Annotated in this window: 17 protein-coding genes; 10 read left to right on the forward strand and 7 right to left on the reverse strand. The window is 66.2% G+C overall.

Going from position 1 to position 14,138, the window contains the following annotated elements; all coding sequences use genetic code 11:
* Nucleotides 1–61: 61 nt before the first annotated feature.
* Genes KF907_RS15055 through pcp form a run of 3 tightly spaced genes read left to right on the forward strand, consistent with a single transcriptional unit; the run spans nt 62 to nt 2,371 of the window.
* Nucleotides 62–766 (forward strand): DUF969 domain-containing protein, encoded by a 705-nt coding sequence (locus KF907_RS15055; protein ID WP_291221713.1) that lies wholly within the window; start codon nt 62–64, stop codon nt 764–766.
* On the forward strand, nt 753–1,724 hold the full coding sequence (locus KF907_RS15060) for a 5-oxoproline transporter, DUF979 family subunit (RefSeq protein ID WP_291221714.1): 972 nt from the start codon (nt 753–755) through the stop codon (nt 1,722–1,724). Before KF907_RS15055 ends, KF907_RS15060 begins: the two co-directional genes overlap by 14 nt.
* Nucleotides 1,724–2,371 carry a pyroglutamyl-peptidase I gene (pcp, locus tag KF907_RS15065; protein WP_291221716.1) on the forward strand — a complete coding sequence of 216 codons (648 nt, stop codon included), beginning with the start codon at nt 1,724–1,726 and terminating at the stop codon, nt 2,369–2,371. The genes KF907_RS15060 and pcp overlap by 1 nt, the downstream gene beginning before the upstream one ends.
* A 106-nt stretch (nt 2,372–2,477) precedes the next feature.
* On the opposite strand, the gene KF907_RS15070 is transcribed toward pcp, so the two are convergent.
* Genes KF907_RS15070 through apbC form a run of 6 tightly spaced genes read right to left on the reverse strand, consistent with a single transcriptional unit; the run spans nt 2,478 to nt 6,351 of the window.
* On the reverse strand, nt 2,478–3,143 hold the full coding sequence (locus KF907_RS15070; RefSeq protein WP_291221718.1) for a hypothetical protein: 666 nt from the start codon (nt 3,141–3,143) through the stop codon (nt 2,478–2,480).
* A gap of 55 nt (nt 3,144–3,198) precedes the next feature.
* A complete protein-coding gene (locus KF907_RS15075) occupies nt 3,199–3,558 on the reverse strand; it encodes a hypothetical protein (RefSeq protein ID WP_291221720.1) in 360 nt (119 codons plus the stop codon).
* Nucleotides 3,559–3,569: 11 nt separating this feature from the next.
* Nucleotides 3,570–3,965: a hypothetical protein gene (locus KF907_RS15080; RefSeq protein WP_291221721.1), complete on the reverse strand. Its 396-nt coding sequence runs from the start codon at nt 3,963–3,965 to the stop codon at nt 3,570–3,572.
* A gap of 45 nt (nt 3,966–4,010) precedes the next feature.
* A complete protein-coding gene (dcd, locus tag KF907_RS15085) occupies nt 4,011–4,580 on the reverse strand; it encodes a dCTP deaminase (RefSeq protein ID WP_291221723.1) in 570 nt (189 codons plus the stop codon).
* The gene (locus tag KF907_RS15090) at nt 4,577–5,263 is read right to left on the reverse strand and encodes a DUF1287 domain-containing protein (RefSeq protein WP_291221724.1); all 687 of its coding nucleotides are present in this window, start codon (nt 5,261–5,263) and stop codon (nt 4,577–4,579) included. Before KF907_RS15090 ends, dcd begins: the two co-directional genes overlap by 4 nt.
* Nucleotides 5,260–6,351 (reverse strand): iron-sulfur cluster carrier protein ApbC, encoded by a 1,092-nt coding sequence (gene apbC / locus KF907_RS15095; protein WP_291221726.1) that lies wholly within the window; start codon nt 6,349–6,351, stop codon nt 5,260–5,262. The genes KF907_RS15090 and apbC overlap by 4 nt, the downstream gene beginning before the upstream one ends.
* Nucleotides 6,352–6,541: 190 nt before the next feature.
* On the opposite strand from apbC, the gene KF907_RS15100 reads away from it, so the two are divergent.
* The 4 genes from KF907_RS15100 (at nt 6,542) to nth (ending at nt 10,540) form a co-directional block, all read left to right on the forward strand.
* Complete coding sequence (locus tag KF907_RS15100; RefSeq protein ID WP_291221728.1) at nt 6,542–6,988, forward strand: hypothetical protein; 447 nt, start codon at nt 6,542–6,544, stop codon at nt 6,986–6,988.
* A gap of 83 nt (nt 6,989–7,071) precedes the next feature.
* Nucleotides 7,072–9,210 (forward strand): methionine--tRNA ligase, encoded by a 2,139-nt coding sequence (metG, locus tag KF907_RS15105; protein WP_291221730.1) that lies wholly within the window; start codon nt 7,072–7,074, stop codon nt 9,208–9,210.
* Nucleotides 9,211–9,236: 26 nt separating this feature from the next.
* Entirely contained in the window at nt 9,237–9,884 is a 648-nt protein-coding gene (locus KF907_RS15110; protein WP_291221732.1) for an RnfABCDGE type electron transport complex subunit B, read from the forward strand.
* Complete coding sequence (gene nth, locus KF907_RS15115; RefSeq protein ID WP_291221734.1) at nt 9,881–10,540, forward strand: endonuclease III; 660 nt, start codon at nt 9,881–9,883, stop codon at nt 10,538–10,540. The genes KF907_RS15110 and nth overlap by 4 nt, the downstream gene beginning before the upstream one ends.
* A gap of 142 nt (nt 10,541–10,682) precedes the next feature.
* Here nth and KF907_RS15120 read toward each other — a convergent pair whose 3' ends face one another.
* Nucleotides 10,683–11,831 (reverse strand): OprO/OprP family phosphate-selective porin, encoded by a 1,149-nt coding sequence (locus KF907_RS15120; RefSeq protein ID WP_291221736.1) that lies wholly within the window; start codon nt 11,829–11,831, stop codon nt 10,683–10,685.
* A gap of 280 nt (nt 11,832–12,111) precedes the next feature.
* Between KF907_RS15120 and KF907_RS15125 the strand changes: the two genes are divergently transcribed.
* From KF907_RS15125 to KF907_RS15135, 3 genes are read left to right on the forward strand one after another with little or no spacing between them, the layout of a single operon-like run.
* Complete coding sequence (locus KF907_RS15125; RefSeq protein WP_291221738.1) at nt 12,112–12,534, forward strand: EF-hand domain-containing protein; 423 nt, start codon at nt 12,112–12,114, stop codon at nt 12,532–12,534.
* Between the two features lie 7 nt (nt 12,535–12,541).
* On the forward strand, nt 12,542–13,390 hold the full coding sequence (locus tag KF907_RS15130; RefSeq protein WP_291221740.1) for an HvfB family MNIO-type RiPP peptide maturase: 849 nt from the start codon (nt 12,542–12,544) through the stop codon (nt 13,388–13,390).
* The gene (locus tag KF907_RS15135; RefSeq protein ID WP_291221742.1) at nt 13,383–14,135 is read left to right on the forward strand and encodes an HvfC family RiPP maturation protein; all 753 of its coding nucleotides are present in this window, start codon (nt 13,383–13,385) and stop codon (nt 14,133–14,135) included. Before KF907_RS15130 ends, KF907_RS15135 begins: the two co-directional genes overlap by 8 nt.
* Nucleotides 14,136–14,138: the final 3 nt, after the last annotated feature.

Here is a 14,138-nt window from a genome sequence, read left to right on the forward strand (position 1 = left end):
GCGCACCTGCGCAACGAACTGATCCGGGCTACGATGCCGCGCCTTCCGCGGAATGCCGTCGATGCCTGAAACGATCAACTACTGGCCACTGATCGGCGTCGCCGTCGTCGTCATCGGTTTCGCCTTGCGCCGCAATCCTGTGCTGGTCGTGGTCGCGGCCGGATTGGCCAGTGGCCTGGCAGCCGGCATGAGCCTGCCGACCCTGCTCGGCACGCTCGGCAAGGCCTTCGTCGACAACCGCATGTTGCTCGCCTTCGTGCTGACCTTGCCGGCGATCGGCCTGCTCGAGCGCCACGGCCTGCGCGAACGCGCACGTGCCTGGATCAGCAGCCTGCGCGGGCTGACGTTCACGCGCTTCCTGACCAGCTATCTCGCGCTGCGCCAGTTGCTCAGCATGATTGGCCTGACCCACGTCGCCGGTCATGCGCAGACCGTGCGCCCCCTGGTTGCACCGATGGCCGAGGCCGCGGCTGAAAGCGAGCTCGGCGCGCTGTCCGATGACGAGCGCGAGCGCGTGCGCGCGAACGCCGCAGCTACCGACAATGTCGGCCTGTTCTTCGGCGAGGACGTGTTCATTGCCTTCGGCGCCGTGCTGCTGATCCAGGGCTTCTACGCCGGCCACGGCATCGAGCTCGAAACACTTGCGATCGCGTTGTGGGCGCTGCCGACCGCGATCGCGGCCTTCATCATCCACGCCGTGCGCATCCGCCTCGTGCGGCGTGCACTGGCCCGCCGCCGTGCCGGAGCCCCCGATGTTCCGGCTTGAACACCTGTACTGGCTGGTCGCCGCGTTCCTGCTCGCCAGTGCCCTTCTCAACCTGCGCGAGCGACGCTGGTCGATGGCTGCGTTCTGGCTGGTGCTGGCCACGCCATTCGTGTTCGGCGAGGCGATCCTGCGCGCGCACAGCGCCGGCCTGGCCTGGCCGGCTCAGCTGATGGGCCTCGGCGTGATCGCGCTCGGCATGCTGGCCGCACTCAATCCGCTGCGATCCGGCACCGACAATGCCGAAGCCGCGACACGCCGCGAAGCCGAATCGCGACGCATCGGCCCACGCCTGTTCTTGCCGGCGCTGGCGATCCCGGTGCTGACCGCCGCGCTCTATTTCGGCAGCCGTGCGCTGGCGGCGTACGGGATCGATCTGCTGGAAACCCGTGCGCAGAGCCTGATCGCACTCGGTCTGGCCAGCGTGCTCGCACTCCTGGCCGCGTTCGGGGTCACGCGCGCGCGCACCGGCGCCGCCATCGTCGAAGGTCGGCGCCTGCTCGACTCCCTGGGCTGGGCGATCCTGCTGCCGATGCTGCTGGCCACGTTGGGTGGCGTGTTCGCCGCAACCGGTGTGGGCACCGCGATCACACCGTTGGTCGAGGCCTTGATCCCGGTCGACAGCCGCCTCGCCTGCGTCCTCGCCTTCGCTGCCGGCATGGTCGTGTTCACCCTGATCATGGGCAATGCCTTTGCCGCATTTCCGGTGATGATGGCCGGGCTCGGCCTGCCCCTGCTCGTGCGTGGCCACGGCGCCGATCCGGCCGCGCTCGGCGCGATCGGCATGTTGACCGGATACTGCGGCACCCTGCTGACGCCGATGGCCGCGAACTTCAACATCGTCCCGGCCGTCCTGCTCGAATTGCGCAATCCCTACGGCGTGATCCGTGCCCAGGTCGGCACAGCCCTCGTGCTGATGAGCGTCAACATCCTCCTGCTCGCCACCGTGGTATTCCACTGATGCCTTGCGTGCTGGTGACCGGTTTCGAGGCCTTCGACGGCCAGGCGCTCAATCCTTCGCGGGAGATCGCACGATGCCTGGACGGCACGACGATCGCTGGCCACGCGATCGTCGGCGCGGTGCTGCCGGTGACGTTCGCCGAGGCGCCGGCCGTGCTGGCAGCGCTGGTCGAACGCCACGAGCCCGTGCTCGTGCTGGCCACAGGCCAGGCCGGCGGCAGGGCCGCGCTCACCCTCGAGCGCGTGGCGATCAACCTCGCCGATGCACGCATCGCCGACAATGCCGGCACGCAGCCGGTCGACGCGGCCGTAGTCGCCGACGCGCCAGCCGCGTACTTCAGCGACCTGCCGCTCAAGGCCATGCGCGAGGCCATGCGTACGGCCGGCGCAGCGACCGAACTGTCGCTGAGCGCTGGCAGCTTCGTGTGCAACCAGGTGTTCTATACGCTCTGCCACCTGCGCGAAACGCGCGCACCATCACTGCGCTGCGGCTTCCTGCATCTGCCGTGGCTGCCGGCCCAGGTCATCGATCAGCCCGCGCAACCCAGCATGGACCTCGACACGATGCTCGCCGGCGTGCGTGCCGCACTCGAATGCGCCTTGTCGACGCATGCCGACCTGCCCATCGGAGCAGGACCGACGCATTGAGGCCGCGTGCCGGGAGCGTACCCGAAACCGACCGCGCAGCAGGCATGCCGCCGAGACGGAACCAGACCTGCCCTGCCGACCTTCCTCAAACGGCCGCTGGCCTGCTTCAACAGCCCTGGTCGGGCGCGTCTTCCACTGTCAGTTCGAGGATCAGCTCGCCAGTGTCGGCAAAAGGCAGGCGCACGTTCACCGCGTCAGTCGAGTAATGGAAGTTGGCCTTGCTGGGCGCCTTGAGCTTGTCGCGCGCCTTCGACTCGTAGCTCTTGCCAACTGCGGCTGGCGTGGTCGCCACGGCGATGCGGCGCACGTCCTCGAGCAAGACGCAGCTCAGCAGGCGGGTCGGCTTGAACGGGCGAATGTCGAGATGGAGCGGTTCGGCGGGCCTGCTGTCGCGCACGCTGCCGTCGTCATTGAGCAGGTAGAGCACCGGCTTGTAGACCGTGTTTCCCCGCCCCTTCCCGTTGGCCCGTGCGATGACCTGCACGCGCATCGCGACATGCGCGTACTCGCCCGGCAGTTCGATCTCGCGGTAGCGACTGCGCCCTTGCGGGAAATCGCGCTCCGGCGCACCGCCGTCGATGCGCAGGCGCTTGGGATGATCGACACCGAGCATGACGACGCCCTCGTCGGGTGCATCACGCACCTCCGGCTTGCCGTCACGCGAGCCGAACAGGCGCTCCTTCCACTCGACAAAGGGGTTTGCCGCGAATACATGCAGCGGCAGGGTGAGGCAGAAAACGAAAAGGTAAAAATGGATTCTTCGTGAAATCATCGCTTCGGGCTGACGGCTGCACATGCGCCGGCGACGGCGCCATGCGCAACGGAAACTACTGAGGCTGATGGACGATAGGAACGAGTTCCTTGCCTTCCTGAAGGAAGGACTCGATCTGCAGGGTATTGGCGATGCTGCCGATCGCCCGCTTCTGCTCGTCGCTGGCGACGTCCTTGCCCTTCTTCGCACGCAACACGAGGCCAGTGATCTTCTTCGTGTCCTTGAGATCGCTCACGTAGCCGAACAACTCGGCCTTGCCAAAGGTGAAGTTGTCGATCATGAAGCGATCGTCCTGCGCCGGCGACACGATCGCGCGACCGTCCTTGATGTCGGCAGCCGACACGTTGACCGCCAGCATGCCGCCCGCGACCAAGGCGAGCAACGCAGTCTTTACAAGCTGGAGTGGACCTTTCATCGGAATCTCCGTCATTCGCCCTTGGTGGTGGTACGGATCTCGTTGATCTCGCCGCGTTCCTCGACCCAGGCCCTGAAGCCGAGGGCGACGGACATGCCTGCTATGGCGACGATATGGCCATCCTTGACGCTCTGCTTTTCGCTGCGCCTGAGCAGCAGCGTCGACATCGGCTGCCCGATTTCCTTGCGGTAGTTCAACGCGCTGCGCAGGTCCTGGCTCGTCAGCGGCGCCTCGTTGTACTCGAACTGACCATCCTTCAATGCCTCGACGGTCACATCGAATGAGTACGGGATATCGCCAGCAGGTACGGCATCGGGCCGCGTCTTGCCGCTGCCGCAAGCCGCCACGAACAGCGGCATGGCCAGCGCGAGCAGGCGGATGGAGGCACGGGGGAGATTCAGTCGCATCGAAAAGGTTCCGGCGGGAGCAGACGCAAGAGCCTACCACCTGTATCAAGTGCGCGGCAGGGTCACGCCGAGCTGGCCCATGTACTTGCCGCCGCGATCCTTGTAGCTGGTGGCGCACTCCTCGTCCGATTCGAAGAACAACATCTGCGCGACGCCCTCGTTGGCGTAGATGCGGGCTGGCAGCGGCGTGGTATTCGAAAACTCGAGGGTGACGTGCCCCTCCCATTCGGGCTCCAGCGGCGTCACGTTGACGATGATGCCGCAACGCGCATAGGTCGACTTGCCGAGGCACACGGTCAGCACCTTGCGCGGGATGCGGAAGTACTCGACGGTGCGCGCGAGGGCGAACGAATTCGGCGGGATGATGCAGACGTCGCCCCTGAAATCGACGAAATTGCCGGAATCGAAATTCTTCGGATCAACGATCGTCGAGTTGATGTTGGTGAAGATCTTGAACTCATTCGCACAGCGCACGTCATAGCCGTAGCTGGATGTGCCGTACGAGATCAGCCGGCCGCCCGAAGCGTCGAGCTTGACCTGGCCCGGCTCGAACGGCTCGATCATGCCGTGTTGCTCGGCCATGCGGCGGATCCAGTGATCGGATTTGATGCTCATGCGTCGGAAGCTCGGCGAGAATCGGGAGTGGATCGCGCGGGCACGCCGTCGGCCGACGGGGCAGACGCAGCGGAGGCGGGAAAATACCGGAAATGACCGGTCGGAGGCCAGTGGAACAGCACATCCTCGACCTGCGTGCCGGCACCGATGTTGTGCACGATCAGCGGGCGCCGGCCGTCGACGCTGCGCCGGGTGGAAACGATGCCGATATGCGGCTCGCCACGCTCCAGGCGCCAGCTGACCAGATCGCCGGCTCGATATGCCGACGCATCGCGCCCGGGCGGAAACGATTCACCATGCCGGCGCAGGAAGGTTTCCAGGTTCGGCACACGCCGGTGGTCGATGTTCGGATCGGGCTTGGTCAGGCCCCAGATGCGCGGATAGACAGCGAAGTGCGCGCGCATGTCACGATACAGCTCGGCTTGGAGATCGATGCCGATCGCGCGCCATGCGCGCACGACGACATCCGAGCAAACACCACGTTCGACCGGCACGTCACCCCCGGGGAAATCGAGGCGACGGTAGGCCGGATCGTAGAAGCGCGTCACTCCGACCTGGGCGTGGGCCGCCGCGACCACCTCGGCAACGCGCGGGTCGACTGGCGCGTCCTGTGCGCATGCCGCTCCCGCCGGTGCCAACACCAGCAGCAGCACCAACGACCCGACGAGCACGACCTGCCTCACGTGTTCTGGATGACGATCTTCGGGAACTGGATCGATTTGTTGCGCGCACGCGTGGACAAGCGTCCGGCCGCGTTGCGGGCGATCTCGCGGTAGCGCGCAGCAAGGTCGGAGTCGGGCATCGCCGCCACCGTCGGTGTGCCGCCATCGGCCTGCTCGCGGATGCGGATGTCAAGCGGCAAAGCGCCGAGCAGCGGCACTGCGTACTGTGCGGCCATGCGCGCGCCGCCGCCATCGCCGAAGATCGCTTCCTCATGGCCACACTTCGTGCATACATGGGTCGCCATGTTCTCGACGATGCCGAGGACCGGCACGTTGACCTTCTCGAACATCTTCAATGCCTTGCGCGCATCGAGCAGGGCGATGTCCTGTGGCGTCGTCACGATCACCGCTCCGGCCACCGGCACGCGCTGGCACAGGGTCAGCTGGATGTCGCCAGTACCCGGCGGCAGGTCGATGACGAGATAGTCGAGGTCGTTCCAACAGGTGTCGGTCAGCAGTTGCTGCAGCGCCTGGGTGACCATCGGTCCGCGCCAGATCATCGGCGTGTCCTCCTCGATCAGGAACCCGATCGACATGACCTGCACGCCGTGGTTGCGCTTTGGTTCGATGCTCCGTCCATCCACCGAATCGGGCTTGCCCGACAGGCCGAGCATGCGCGGCTGGCTCGGCCCGTAGATGTCGGCATCGAGGACACCGACGCTGGCTCCTTCGGCGTGCAACGCGAGCGCGAGATTGGCGCTGACCGTCGACTTGCCGACGCCCCCCTTGCCGGAAGCAACCACGATGATGTTGCGCACACCGGCCAAGGGCGCGAGGCCCTCCTGCACGCGGTGCGCGGCAACCCGGCACGACACGCTGACTGCGGCATGATCGATGGCCGGGTCGGCTTCGAGCGCAGCCTTGACCGTCGCCGCCAGCGTGCCCTGCCACGACAGCGCCGGATATCCGAGCTGGATGTCGATGGAAACGTCGCGCCCGGACACGCCAACGCCGCGCACGGCGCCCGATTCGACGAGGTTCTGACCCGCGTGCGGGTCTTCGATCGTGGCGAGGATCGCGCGGGCGCGCGCTTCGGTGGCGTCGGTCATTGCAGGGGCCGCGTGTGGTGGGCAAATATTGCCTAGTATGCGGTCGAAGCCGGGAATGGGGAATCGTCAAGAGCGCCGCTTTCGAACTTCCCATTTCCGATTCCCCATTCCCCGCTGCAACGGAACCGTTCCCCACCCGCACGGTCCAAGCCCGCATCATTCGTCCCGCCCTCGTCCAAGGACCTCACCCATGCGCATCATCCACCTTGCCTTGCCGCTGGCCGTTCTCGCCGGGCTGGCCGCATGCAACCGGGAGCAGCCTTCGGGACTGCCGGCAAGCGCACCCACGCCGGAATCGCCGGCCGCCGCTTCCGAAACTCGCCCGCCGCCGCCCCCGGTCGCAGCCGTCAAGGAAGCCGCGCCAGAATCCCCACCGCCACTCGACGAGCAGCTGGCCGCGTTCGAGGCGACCGGCTACCCGGTGTGCGACGACTACATGGAAAAGGCGCGCCAGTGCATCAACACGCGCATGGGGCCGGACGATCGCCTGGTCCACGGCCGCCAGCTCAAGGATTCGGTGCGCATCATCAACGCGAACATCAAGGCCGGCAGCGAGAACCGCATCGAACAGTCCTGCAAGCGCATGCGCATGCTCGGCATCACCACGTTCGCCAAGTACGGCTGCACCGATCTCTGAACCGCGCCATGCGCGTGCTTGCCGGCTGCGGTCGCACGCGCATGCCATAATTCGCGGCTCCCCGCCGCGGACTACCCGACGCCATGAGTTCTCCGAGGAAGATCCTCGTCAGCACGGCCCTGCCCTACGCCAACGGGCCGCTCCATATCGGCCACCTCGTCGGCTATATCCAGGGCGACATCTGGGTGCGCGCGCGCCGCATGGCCGGCGACTGCGTGCATTTCGTCTGTGCCGACGACGCTCACGGCACGCCGATCATGCTCGCTGCCGAGAGGGCCGGCATGACGCCCGAGGCCTTCATCGCTCCGGTACAGGCATCGCACGAGCGCGACTTCGCCGATTTCGGCGTCGCCTTCGACCACTATCACTCGACCCATTCGCCGGAAAACCGCGAACTCGCCGAAGCGGTCTACCTTGCCCTGTGCGAGGCTGGCGCAATCGTGAAGCGCTCGATCGAGCAACTCTACGACCCGGCGCGGCAGATGTTCCTGCCTGATCGCTACATCAAGGGCGAATGCCCGAACTGCGGCACATCCGACCAGTACGGCGACAACTGCGAGAACTGCGGCGCGACCTACGCACCGACCGAGCTGAAGAACCCTCGCTCGGTGGTCTCGGGCGCCGTGCCCGAGCTGCGTGGTTCCGAGCATCACTTCTTTCAGGTCGGCAAGTACGAGGGCCTGCTGCGTGACTGGTTCGCCGGCACGCTGACCGGTGGCCGCGCAGTCGCCCATCCCGGCGTGATCGCCAAGCTGCGCGAATGGCTCGATGCAGACGGCGGCCTGCGCGACTGGGACATCTCGCGCGATGCGCCCTACTTCGGTTTCGCCATTCCAGGTGCACCGGGCAAGTATTTCTACGTTTGGCTCGACGCGCCGCTCGGCTATCTGGCCAGCTTCAAGGCCCTGTGCGCCCGCGAGGGTTTGTCGTTCGACGAATATCTCGCCCCCGGCAGCACCGCGGAGATGCACCATTTCATCGGCAAGGACATCGTCAATTTCCACGGCTTGTTCTGGCCGGCGATGCTGCATGGCGCCGGCCTGCGCGTGCCGACCGCCCTGCATGTCAACGGTTACCTCACCGTCAACGGCGAGAAAATGTCGAAGTCGCGCGGCACCTTCATCCAGGCGCGCACCTACCTCGATGCCGGCCTCGACGCCGACCATCTGCGCTACTACTTCGCAACGAAATCCTCCGGCGGCGTGGTCGATCTCGATCTCAACCTCGAAGATTTCGCCCAGCGCGTCAATTCGGACATCGTCGGCAAGTTCGTCAACATCGCCAGTCGCTGCGCGAAACTGCTCGAGGTGCATTTCGACAACCGCCTCGCCGCAGCGTTCTGGGCGTCGGATGCCGGGACGCCACCCGCCTGGGAGTCCGCTGCCACCCACGCTCTGTCGACCGCGACGGCGGACCTGACCGCCGCGGTCACCCACTACGCAAACGACGATTTCAACAAGGCCACCAGCGCGATCATGGCGGTGGCCGACCGTGCCAATGCATACATCGCCGAAGCCGCCCCATGGGCGCTGGCGAAGGATCCGGCGCGCCGCGGCGAACTGCACGTCGTGCTGAGCACCGGCCTCAACCTGTTCCGGGCGATCGCCTGCGCGATCAAGCCGATCCTGCCGGCGACCACGGCGAAGGCCGAGGCCTTCCTCGGCCTTGCCGGTGGCTACCACGGCTTCGACGACATCGGACGGCACCTCGGCGACCATGTCGTGCGCAGCTACGAGGCATTGGCCACGCGTGTCGATACAGCGAAGATCGCCGCGATGCTCGAAGCCTCGAAGGAATCGCTCGCGCCGACCACAACCGCTGCACCGCATGGCTCAACGGTGGCGGCTCAGGCCAATGCCGCCGCGCCGGCAACTCCAGCCACTGCACGCACCGACATCTCGATCGACGACTTCGCCCGCCTCGACCTGCGCATCGGCAAGGTGCTGGAATGCGCCTTCGTCGAAGGCTCGGACAAGCTGTTGCGCTTCCGCCTCGACGCCGGCGAACTCGGCGAGCGCCAGATCTTCTCCGGCATCCGCGCTGCCTATGCCGAGCCGGACAAACTGGTCGGTCGCCACGTCGTCTTCGTCGCCAATCTGGCCCCACGCAAGATGCGCTTCGGCCTCTCCGAGGGCATGATCCTCTCGGCCGGCAACGGAGGCAGCGACCTCAGGCTGCTCGACGTCGATGCGGGCGCGGTGCCGGGAGCCACGGTCCGCTGAGGTCGAAATCGCCGCGCGCCCGCCAGATGCCAACCGATCTCGCCGACCGCCTCGACGCTCTGCTGCCGCAGACTCAATGCACCCGCTGCGGCTTTGCGGCGTGTCGCCCCTATGCCGAGGCGCTGGCGAACGGCACGGCGGACATCGACCGTTGTCCACCCGGTGGCGATGCCGGTGCGGCGGCGCTGGCCGGGCTGCTCGGGTGCGCGGCGAAGCCCGTCGATCCAGCCTTCGGCGTCGAGGCGGCGCCGGCCATCGCGGTGATCGACGAGACCGCGTGCATCGGCTGCACGAAATGCATCCAGGCCTGTCCGGTCGACGCGATCCTCGGCGCGTCCAAACGCATGCACGCGATCATCACCGCGGAGTGCACCGGCTGCGAGCTGTGCATCGCCCCGTGTCCGGTGGACTGCATCACGATGCAACCGATCTCCGCATCGCTGCTGGCGCGGAATGCCGTGCTCGCACGTGCCGCACATGCACGCCTGCGCTACGAGGCGCGGGGCAAGCGCCTGGCGCGCGATGCCACCGAGCGTGAAACGCGCCGTGCCGGCACGCGCGCGGACGAAGCGGCACCGCCGCCACCGATCACGCGCTCGGCCGTGCTCGAAGCGATCGCGCGCGGCAAGGCCCGGCGCATGGCCGGCAATGGTTCCGGGGCCGGCGGCGCATGAAACGCGAGAAGGTCATCGAGATGTTCTCGCGCCTGCGCGAACTCGATCCGCATCCGACCACCGAGCTCGAGTACACCACGCCATTCGAACTGCTGGTCGCGGTGATCCTGTCGGCCCAGGCGACCGACGTCGGCGTCAACAAGGCGACGCGGCGGCTGTACCCGGTCGCGCGCACGCCGCAGGCGATCCTCGACCTCGGCGAAGAAGGCCTGAAGCGACATATCTCGACGATCGGCCTGTTCAACGCCAAGGCAAGGAATGTCATCGCCACCTGTCGCATCCTCGTCGATGAACACGGCGGCGAGGTGCCGCACGAGCGTGCGGCGCTGGAAGCCCTGCCGGGCGTTGGCCGCAAGACCGCCAACGTCATCCTCAACACGGTGTTCGGCGAACCGACGATCGCCGTCGACACGCATATCTACCGCGTTGCCAACCGCACAGGCCTCGCCCCAGGCAAGACTGTGCGTGCCGTGGAGGACAAACTGCTGAAAGTCGTGCCGCCGGAATTCCGCCTGCACGCGCACCACTGGCTGATCCTGCACGGGCGCTACACGTGCAAGGCGCGCACTCCGGATTGCCCGCGCTGCGTGATCCGCGACCTGTGTGCATGGCGGCACAAGACACCGGCCGGCAAGGCATCGGGAATCAATCCGTAGGAGCCCGTTCACGGGCGATGCTTTGGGCGAGAAGGGCATCGCCCCCGAAGGAGCTCCCACAGGAAAAAAGAAGGCAGCCCGTGTGGGCTGCCTTGAAGGGACGACTGCGGGGATCCAGACCAGCCGTTGGAGAGACGGATACTCACCAATAGAACTGCGCACGCGCCTCGACGATGTTCGGATCGTCGTCGACGCCACGGCGAGTGCTGTTGACGTGGACATAGTTGGCAGCAAGCTTGAAGTTCGAGCGCCAGTACCAGTTCACGCCGACCGTGAGGTTGCTTTCCACGCCACCCAGCACCGGGCGGTCGTCCAGATCGGTCTTGTCGTAGCGCAGGCCGAGCTGCCACATGCCCGAAGCCGGCTCGCTGGGCAACGGTGTCGACGGCAGTCCATTCTTGTAGCCGAACTTCTCGCCGGTGAGGTTCCACACGCCCTGGACGTACCAGCTGTTGCCGGTGAAGTCCGGCGCACTCGTTGCACTGGTGCGCGATGTGGTCGAGCGCATGTATTCGCCCTGCACCTTGAACGGGCCGCCGATCCACAGGCCTTCGAGGCCATAGGTGCGCACGCGATCGGTATTGGCAAGGGTGCCGGTGTCAACGAGGCGTACGGCCGAGAGATCGGCATCCGGGCGCACGCGCCAGCGCGAGGTGTCGCCATCGGTGTCGTGGTCCATCGCCGACACGCCGAAATGCAGGACATTGCCACCGTCACGGATCGGCGCGTAGTAGAAGCGGCCGCCGAAACCCTGGCCCTGATTGAGGTTGCGGGTCAGTTCGCGGCCAAACGCGCTGACCTGATAACCCCAGGGGCCGGCGTCGCTGCCGTAGGCGACACCGAGGCGGCGCCCCACGCCGAACAGGTTGGTGACCATCGCCTTGGAGATGAAGTCGTTGTGGCGCGTACTGGTCAGCTCCTCGAGGCTGTTCGGCTGCTTGTACTGACCGATCAGCAGGTAGCTGCTGCCGAGCTTCCACTTGAGGTTGGTGTCGAGGAACTTGTCGGCCTTGGCGTCGTAGCCGATCACCCAGTCGAACGTGGTGCCCTTGCCCTTGAGCACGATTTCGGCGCGACGCAGCTCGAACTCGCTGTCCTTGCCATTGATACCGGTCGTGCCGTTGAGATCCTGCACGTCGTTGTCGTACCAGTTGGCGTCGGCCTGGACCAGGCCTTCGAGGCTCACTTCGCTGCCGAACATCACGTCAAGAGCGATATCCGCCTGGGCAGCCGGCGCGGCCAGGATCATGGCGATTGCGCTGCCGAGCAGCCGTGGGGTCAGTCGGTTCATTTGTCAGGTTTCCGTTATGAGGGAGTCGACGGCGCGCAGCCTAGGCCGGTCCTGTTACGCTCCGATTTCATTCCGGCGAAACCCTGATGACGAAAGCGTTCCACATGCATGCTGCGGGCGCACGATGCATGGACATGTGATCTGCGGCAACCTTTGCGCCCGCACGCTGTCATTGCATGGTCGCACCGCAACCCGATCGTCCCCTTGGCGTCACCCATACCCTCCGGCGATGGCCGGCAACCCGGCGGAACGTTCCGCCTCTACCCCTGGAGAAGTCCCCATGTCCAGCAAGCACGTCAAACCCGTCGGCATCGCCATCGGCACCGCCCTGCTCGGTTCGCTGTCGCTCGCCCAACTCGCCGTTGCCAGCGATGGTTTCAAGGCCAGCGACCTTGGCCGTGGCTACGTCGTGGCCATGGCCGGCGACAAGGCGAAAGAGGGCAAGTGCGGTGAAGGCAAATGCGGCGAGGGCAAATGCGGTTTCGCCAAGCTCGACGCCAACGGCGACGGCGCGATCTCGGCCGATGAATGGAATGCAGCGAAGCCCGACAAGGCCGACAAGTGGGCCAAGCTCGATGCCGATGGCGATGGCAAGGTCACCCGCGAAGAATGGGACGCCGCACACAAGGCGAAGGAAGGCAAGTGCGGCGAGGGCAAGTGCGGCGAAGGCAAGTGTGGCGGTTCGGCCGAGAAGAAGGGCTGACAGCGACATGCGCGCCGGCGCTTCGCTCGCCGGAGCCGGGCTCGGACTGCGGCGCGGCCTGATCGCCGCGCTGCAGTCTGCCCCATCGATTCCCGTCGACTTCTTCGAACTCGCCCCGGAGAACTGGATCGGCGTCGGCGGCCGCCTCGGCCGCGCGCTGCGCGCGTTCACCGAGCGCCATCGTTTCGCCTGTCACGGCCTCTCGCTCTCGCTCGGCGGCCCGGCACCGCTCGACGAAACCCTGCTCGTGCGCATCCGCCGCTTCATGGACATGCACGGCATCGCCGACTACAGCGAACACCTGTCGTGGTGCAATGACGGCGGCCATCTGTATGACCTGCTGCCGCTGCCGTTCACCGGCGAGATGGTCCACCACGTCGCCGCACGCATCCGGCGCACCCAGGACATCCTCGGCCGGCGCATCGCCGTCGAGAACTCCTCGTACTACGCGGTGCCGCACGCGGAGATGAGCGAAGCCGAATTCATCAACGCCGTGCTCGCAGAAGCCGACTGCGAGTTGCTGCTCGACGTCAACAACGTGTACGTCAACAGCATCAATCATCGCTATGACGCGCACGCCTTTATCGACGCCCTGCCCGTGGGCTGCACGGCCTGGATCCACGTTGCCGGCCACTACAACGAAGCGTCCGACCTGATCGTAGACACGCATGGCGCACCGGTGATCGATCCGGTGTGGGCGCTGCTCGAACATGCCTACGCGCGCTTCGGCAGCGTACCGACCATGGTCGAGCGCGATTTCAACCTGCCGCCGCTCGATGAACTGTTCGTCGAAGTCGGACGCATCCGTCTCCTGCAGGCCGCTTGCGCCGACGGAGCACGCCGTCGCCATGCCTGAAGCATCCGCAGACGATCCGCGCCTTGCCTTCAGCGCGCACCTGCGCGACCCCGACGGCATCGCCGCACCGGCCCATATCGAGGCACGGCGCATGGCGATCTACCGCGAACTCGTGCAGAACAACCTGATCGACCTGCTCGGCGGCAATTTTCCAGTGCTGCGCGCCCTGCACGATGACGCGCAATGGAGCGAACTCGTGCGTGCCTTCCTGCGCGATCACCGTTGCTCGACACCGCTGTTCACCGAGATCGCATGCGAGTTCATCCGATTTCTCGAAGCGCGCGCGCCGTCCGGGATCGATCCTCCGTTCTTCGTCGAACTGGCCCAGTACGAATGGAGCGAACTCGCCCTCGCCATCGACGAGGCCGACATCGACAGCGCGCCCCACGATCGCTCCGGCGATCCGGTCACCGGTATCCCGGTGCTGTCACCCTTGGCCCGGTTGCTTGCCTGGCGCTATCCGGTCCAGCACATCGGCCCGGCGTTTCGCCCGCATGATCCGCCAGCGCAGCCGACCCTGATCGTGCTCGTGCGCACGCGCGAGGGCGACGTCGGATTCCTTGAGGTCGATCCGCTGAGCGCCATGCTGTTCCAGACCCTGTCCCGCAACACTGATGCCTGCGGTGCCGATTGCGTGGACGCCGTACTCGCCTCGCTCGGGCGCAGCGAGCCCGGCCTGCGTGCGTCCGGCCTTTACATGCTGCATGAGTTCCATCGGCGCGAGATCGTGCTCGGCACGCGCTGAGCA

It is taken from the genome of Dokdonella sp., from assembly GCF_019634775.1.
GTDB lineage: Bacteria > Pseudomonadota > Gammaproteobacteria > Xanthomonadales > Rhodanobacteraceae > Dokdonella.

What these genes read in the sequence shown, in the direction of transcription:
- KF907_RS15055 (WP_291221713.1), top strand. Translation starts at nt 62, where the DNA reads ATGCCTGAAACGATCAACTACTGGCCACTGATCGGCGTCGCCGTCGTC.
- KF907_RS15060 (WP_291221714.1), top strand. Translation starts at nt 753, where the DNA reads ATGTTCCGGCTTGAACACCTGTACTGGCTGGTCGCCGCGTTCCTGCTC.
- pcp (WP_291221716.1), top strand. Translation starts at nt 1,724, where the DNA reads ATGCCTTGCGTGCTGGTGACCGGTTTCGAGGCCTTCGACGGCCAGGCG.
- KF907_RS15070 (WP_291221718.1), bottom strand. Translation starts at nt 3,143, where the DNA reads ATGATTTCACGAAGAATCCATTTTTACCTTTTCGTTTTCTGCCTCACC.
- KF907_RS15075 (WP_291221720.1), bottom strand. Translation starts at nt 3,558, where the DNA reads ATGAAAGGTCCACTCCAGCTTGTAAAGACTGCGTTGCTCGCCTTGGTC.
- KF907_RS15080 (WP_291221721.1), bottom strand. Translation starts at nt 3,965, where the DNA reads ATGCGACTGAATCTCCCCCGTGCCTCCATCCGCCTGCTCGCGCTGGCC.
- dcd (WP_291221723.1), bottom strand. Translation starts at nt 4,580, where the DNA reads ATGAGCATCAAATCCGATCACTGGATCCGCCGCATGGCCGAGCAACAC.
- apbC (WP_291221726.1), bottom strand. Translation starts at nt 6,351, where the DNA reads ATGACCGACGCCACCGAAGCGCGCGCCCGCGCGATCCTCGCCACGATC.
- KF907_RS15100 (WP_291221728.1), top strand. Translation starts at nt 6,542, where the DNA reads ATGCGCATCATCCACCTTGCCTTGCCGCTGGCCGTTCTCGCCGGGCTG.
- metG (WP_291221730.1), top strand. Translation starts at nt 7,072, where the DNA reads ATGAGTTCTCCGAGGAAGATCCTCGTCAGCACGGCCCTGCCCTACGCC.
- KF907_RS15110 (WP_291221732.1), top strand. Translation starts at nt 9,237, where the DNA reads ATGCCAACCGATCTCGCCGACCGCCTCGACGCTCTGCTGCCGCAGACT.
- nth (WP_291221734.1), top strand. Translation starts at nt 9,881, where the DNA reads ATGAAACGCGAGAAGGTCATCGAGATGTTCTCGCGCCTGCGCGAACTC.
- KF907_RS15120 (WP_291221736.1), bottom strand. Translation starts at nt 11,831, where the DNA reads ATGAACCGACTGACCCCACGGCTGCTCGGCAGCGCAATCGCCATGATC.
- KF907_RS15125 (WP_291221738.1), top strand. Translation starts at nt 12,112, where the DNA reads ATGTCCAGCAAGCACGTCAAACCCGTCGGCATCGCCATCGGCACCGCC.
- KF907_RS15130 (WP_291221740.1), top strand. Translation starts at nt 12,542, where the DNA reads ATGCGCGCCGGCGCTTCGCTCGCCGGAGCCGGGCTCGGACTGCGGCGC.
- KF907_RS15135 (WP_291221742.1), top strand. Translation starts at nt 13,383, where the DNA reads ATGCCTGAAGCATCCGCAGACGATCCGCGCCTTGCCTTCAGCGCGCAC.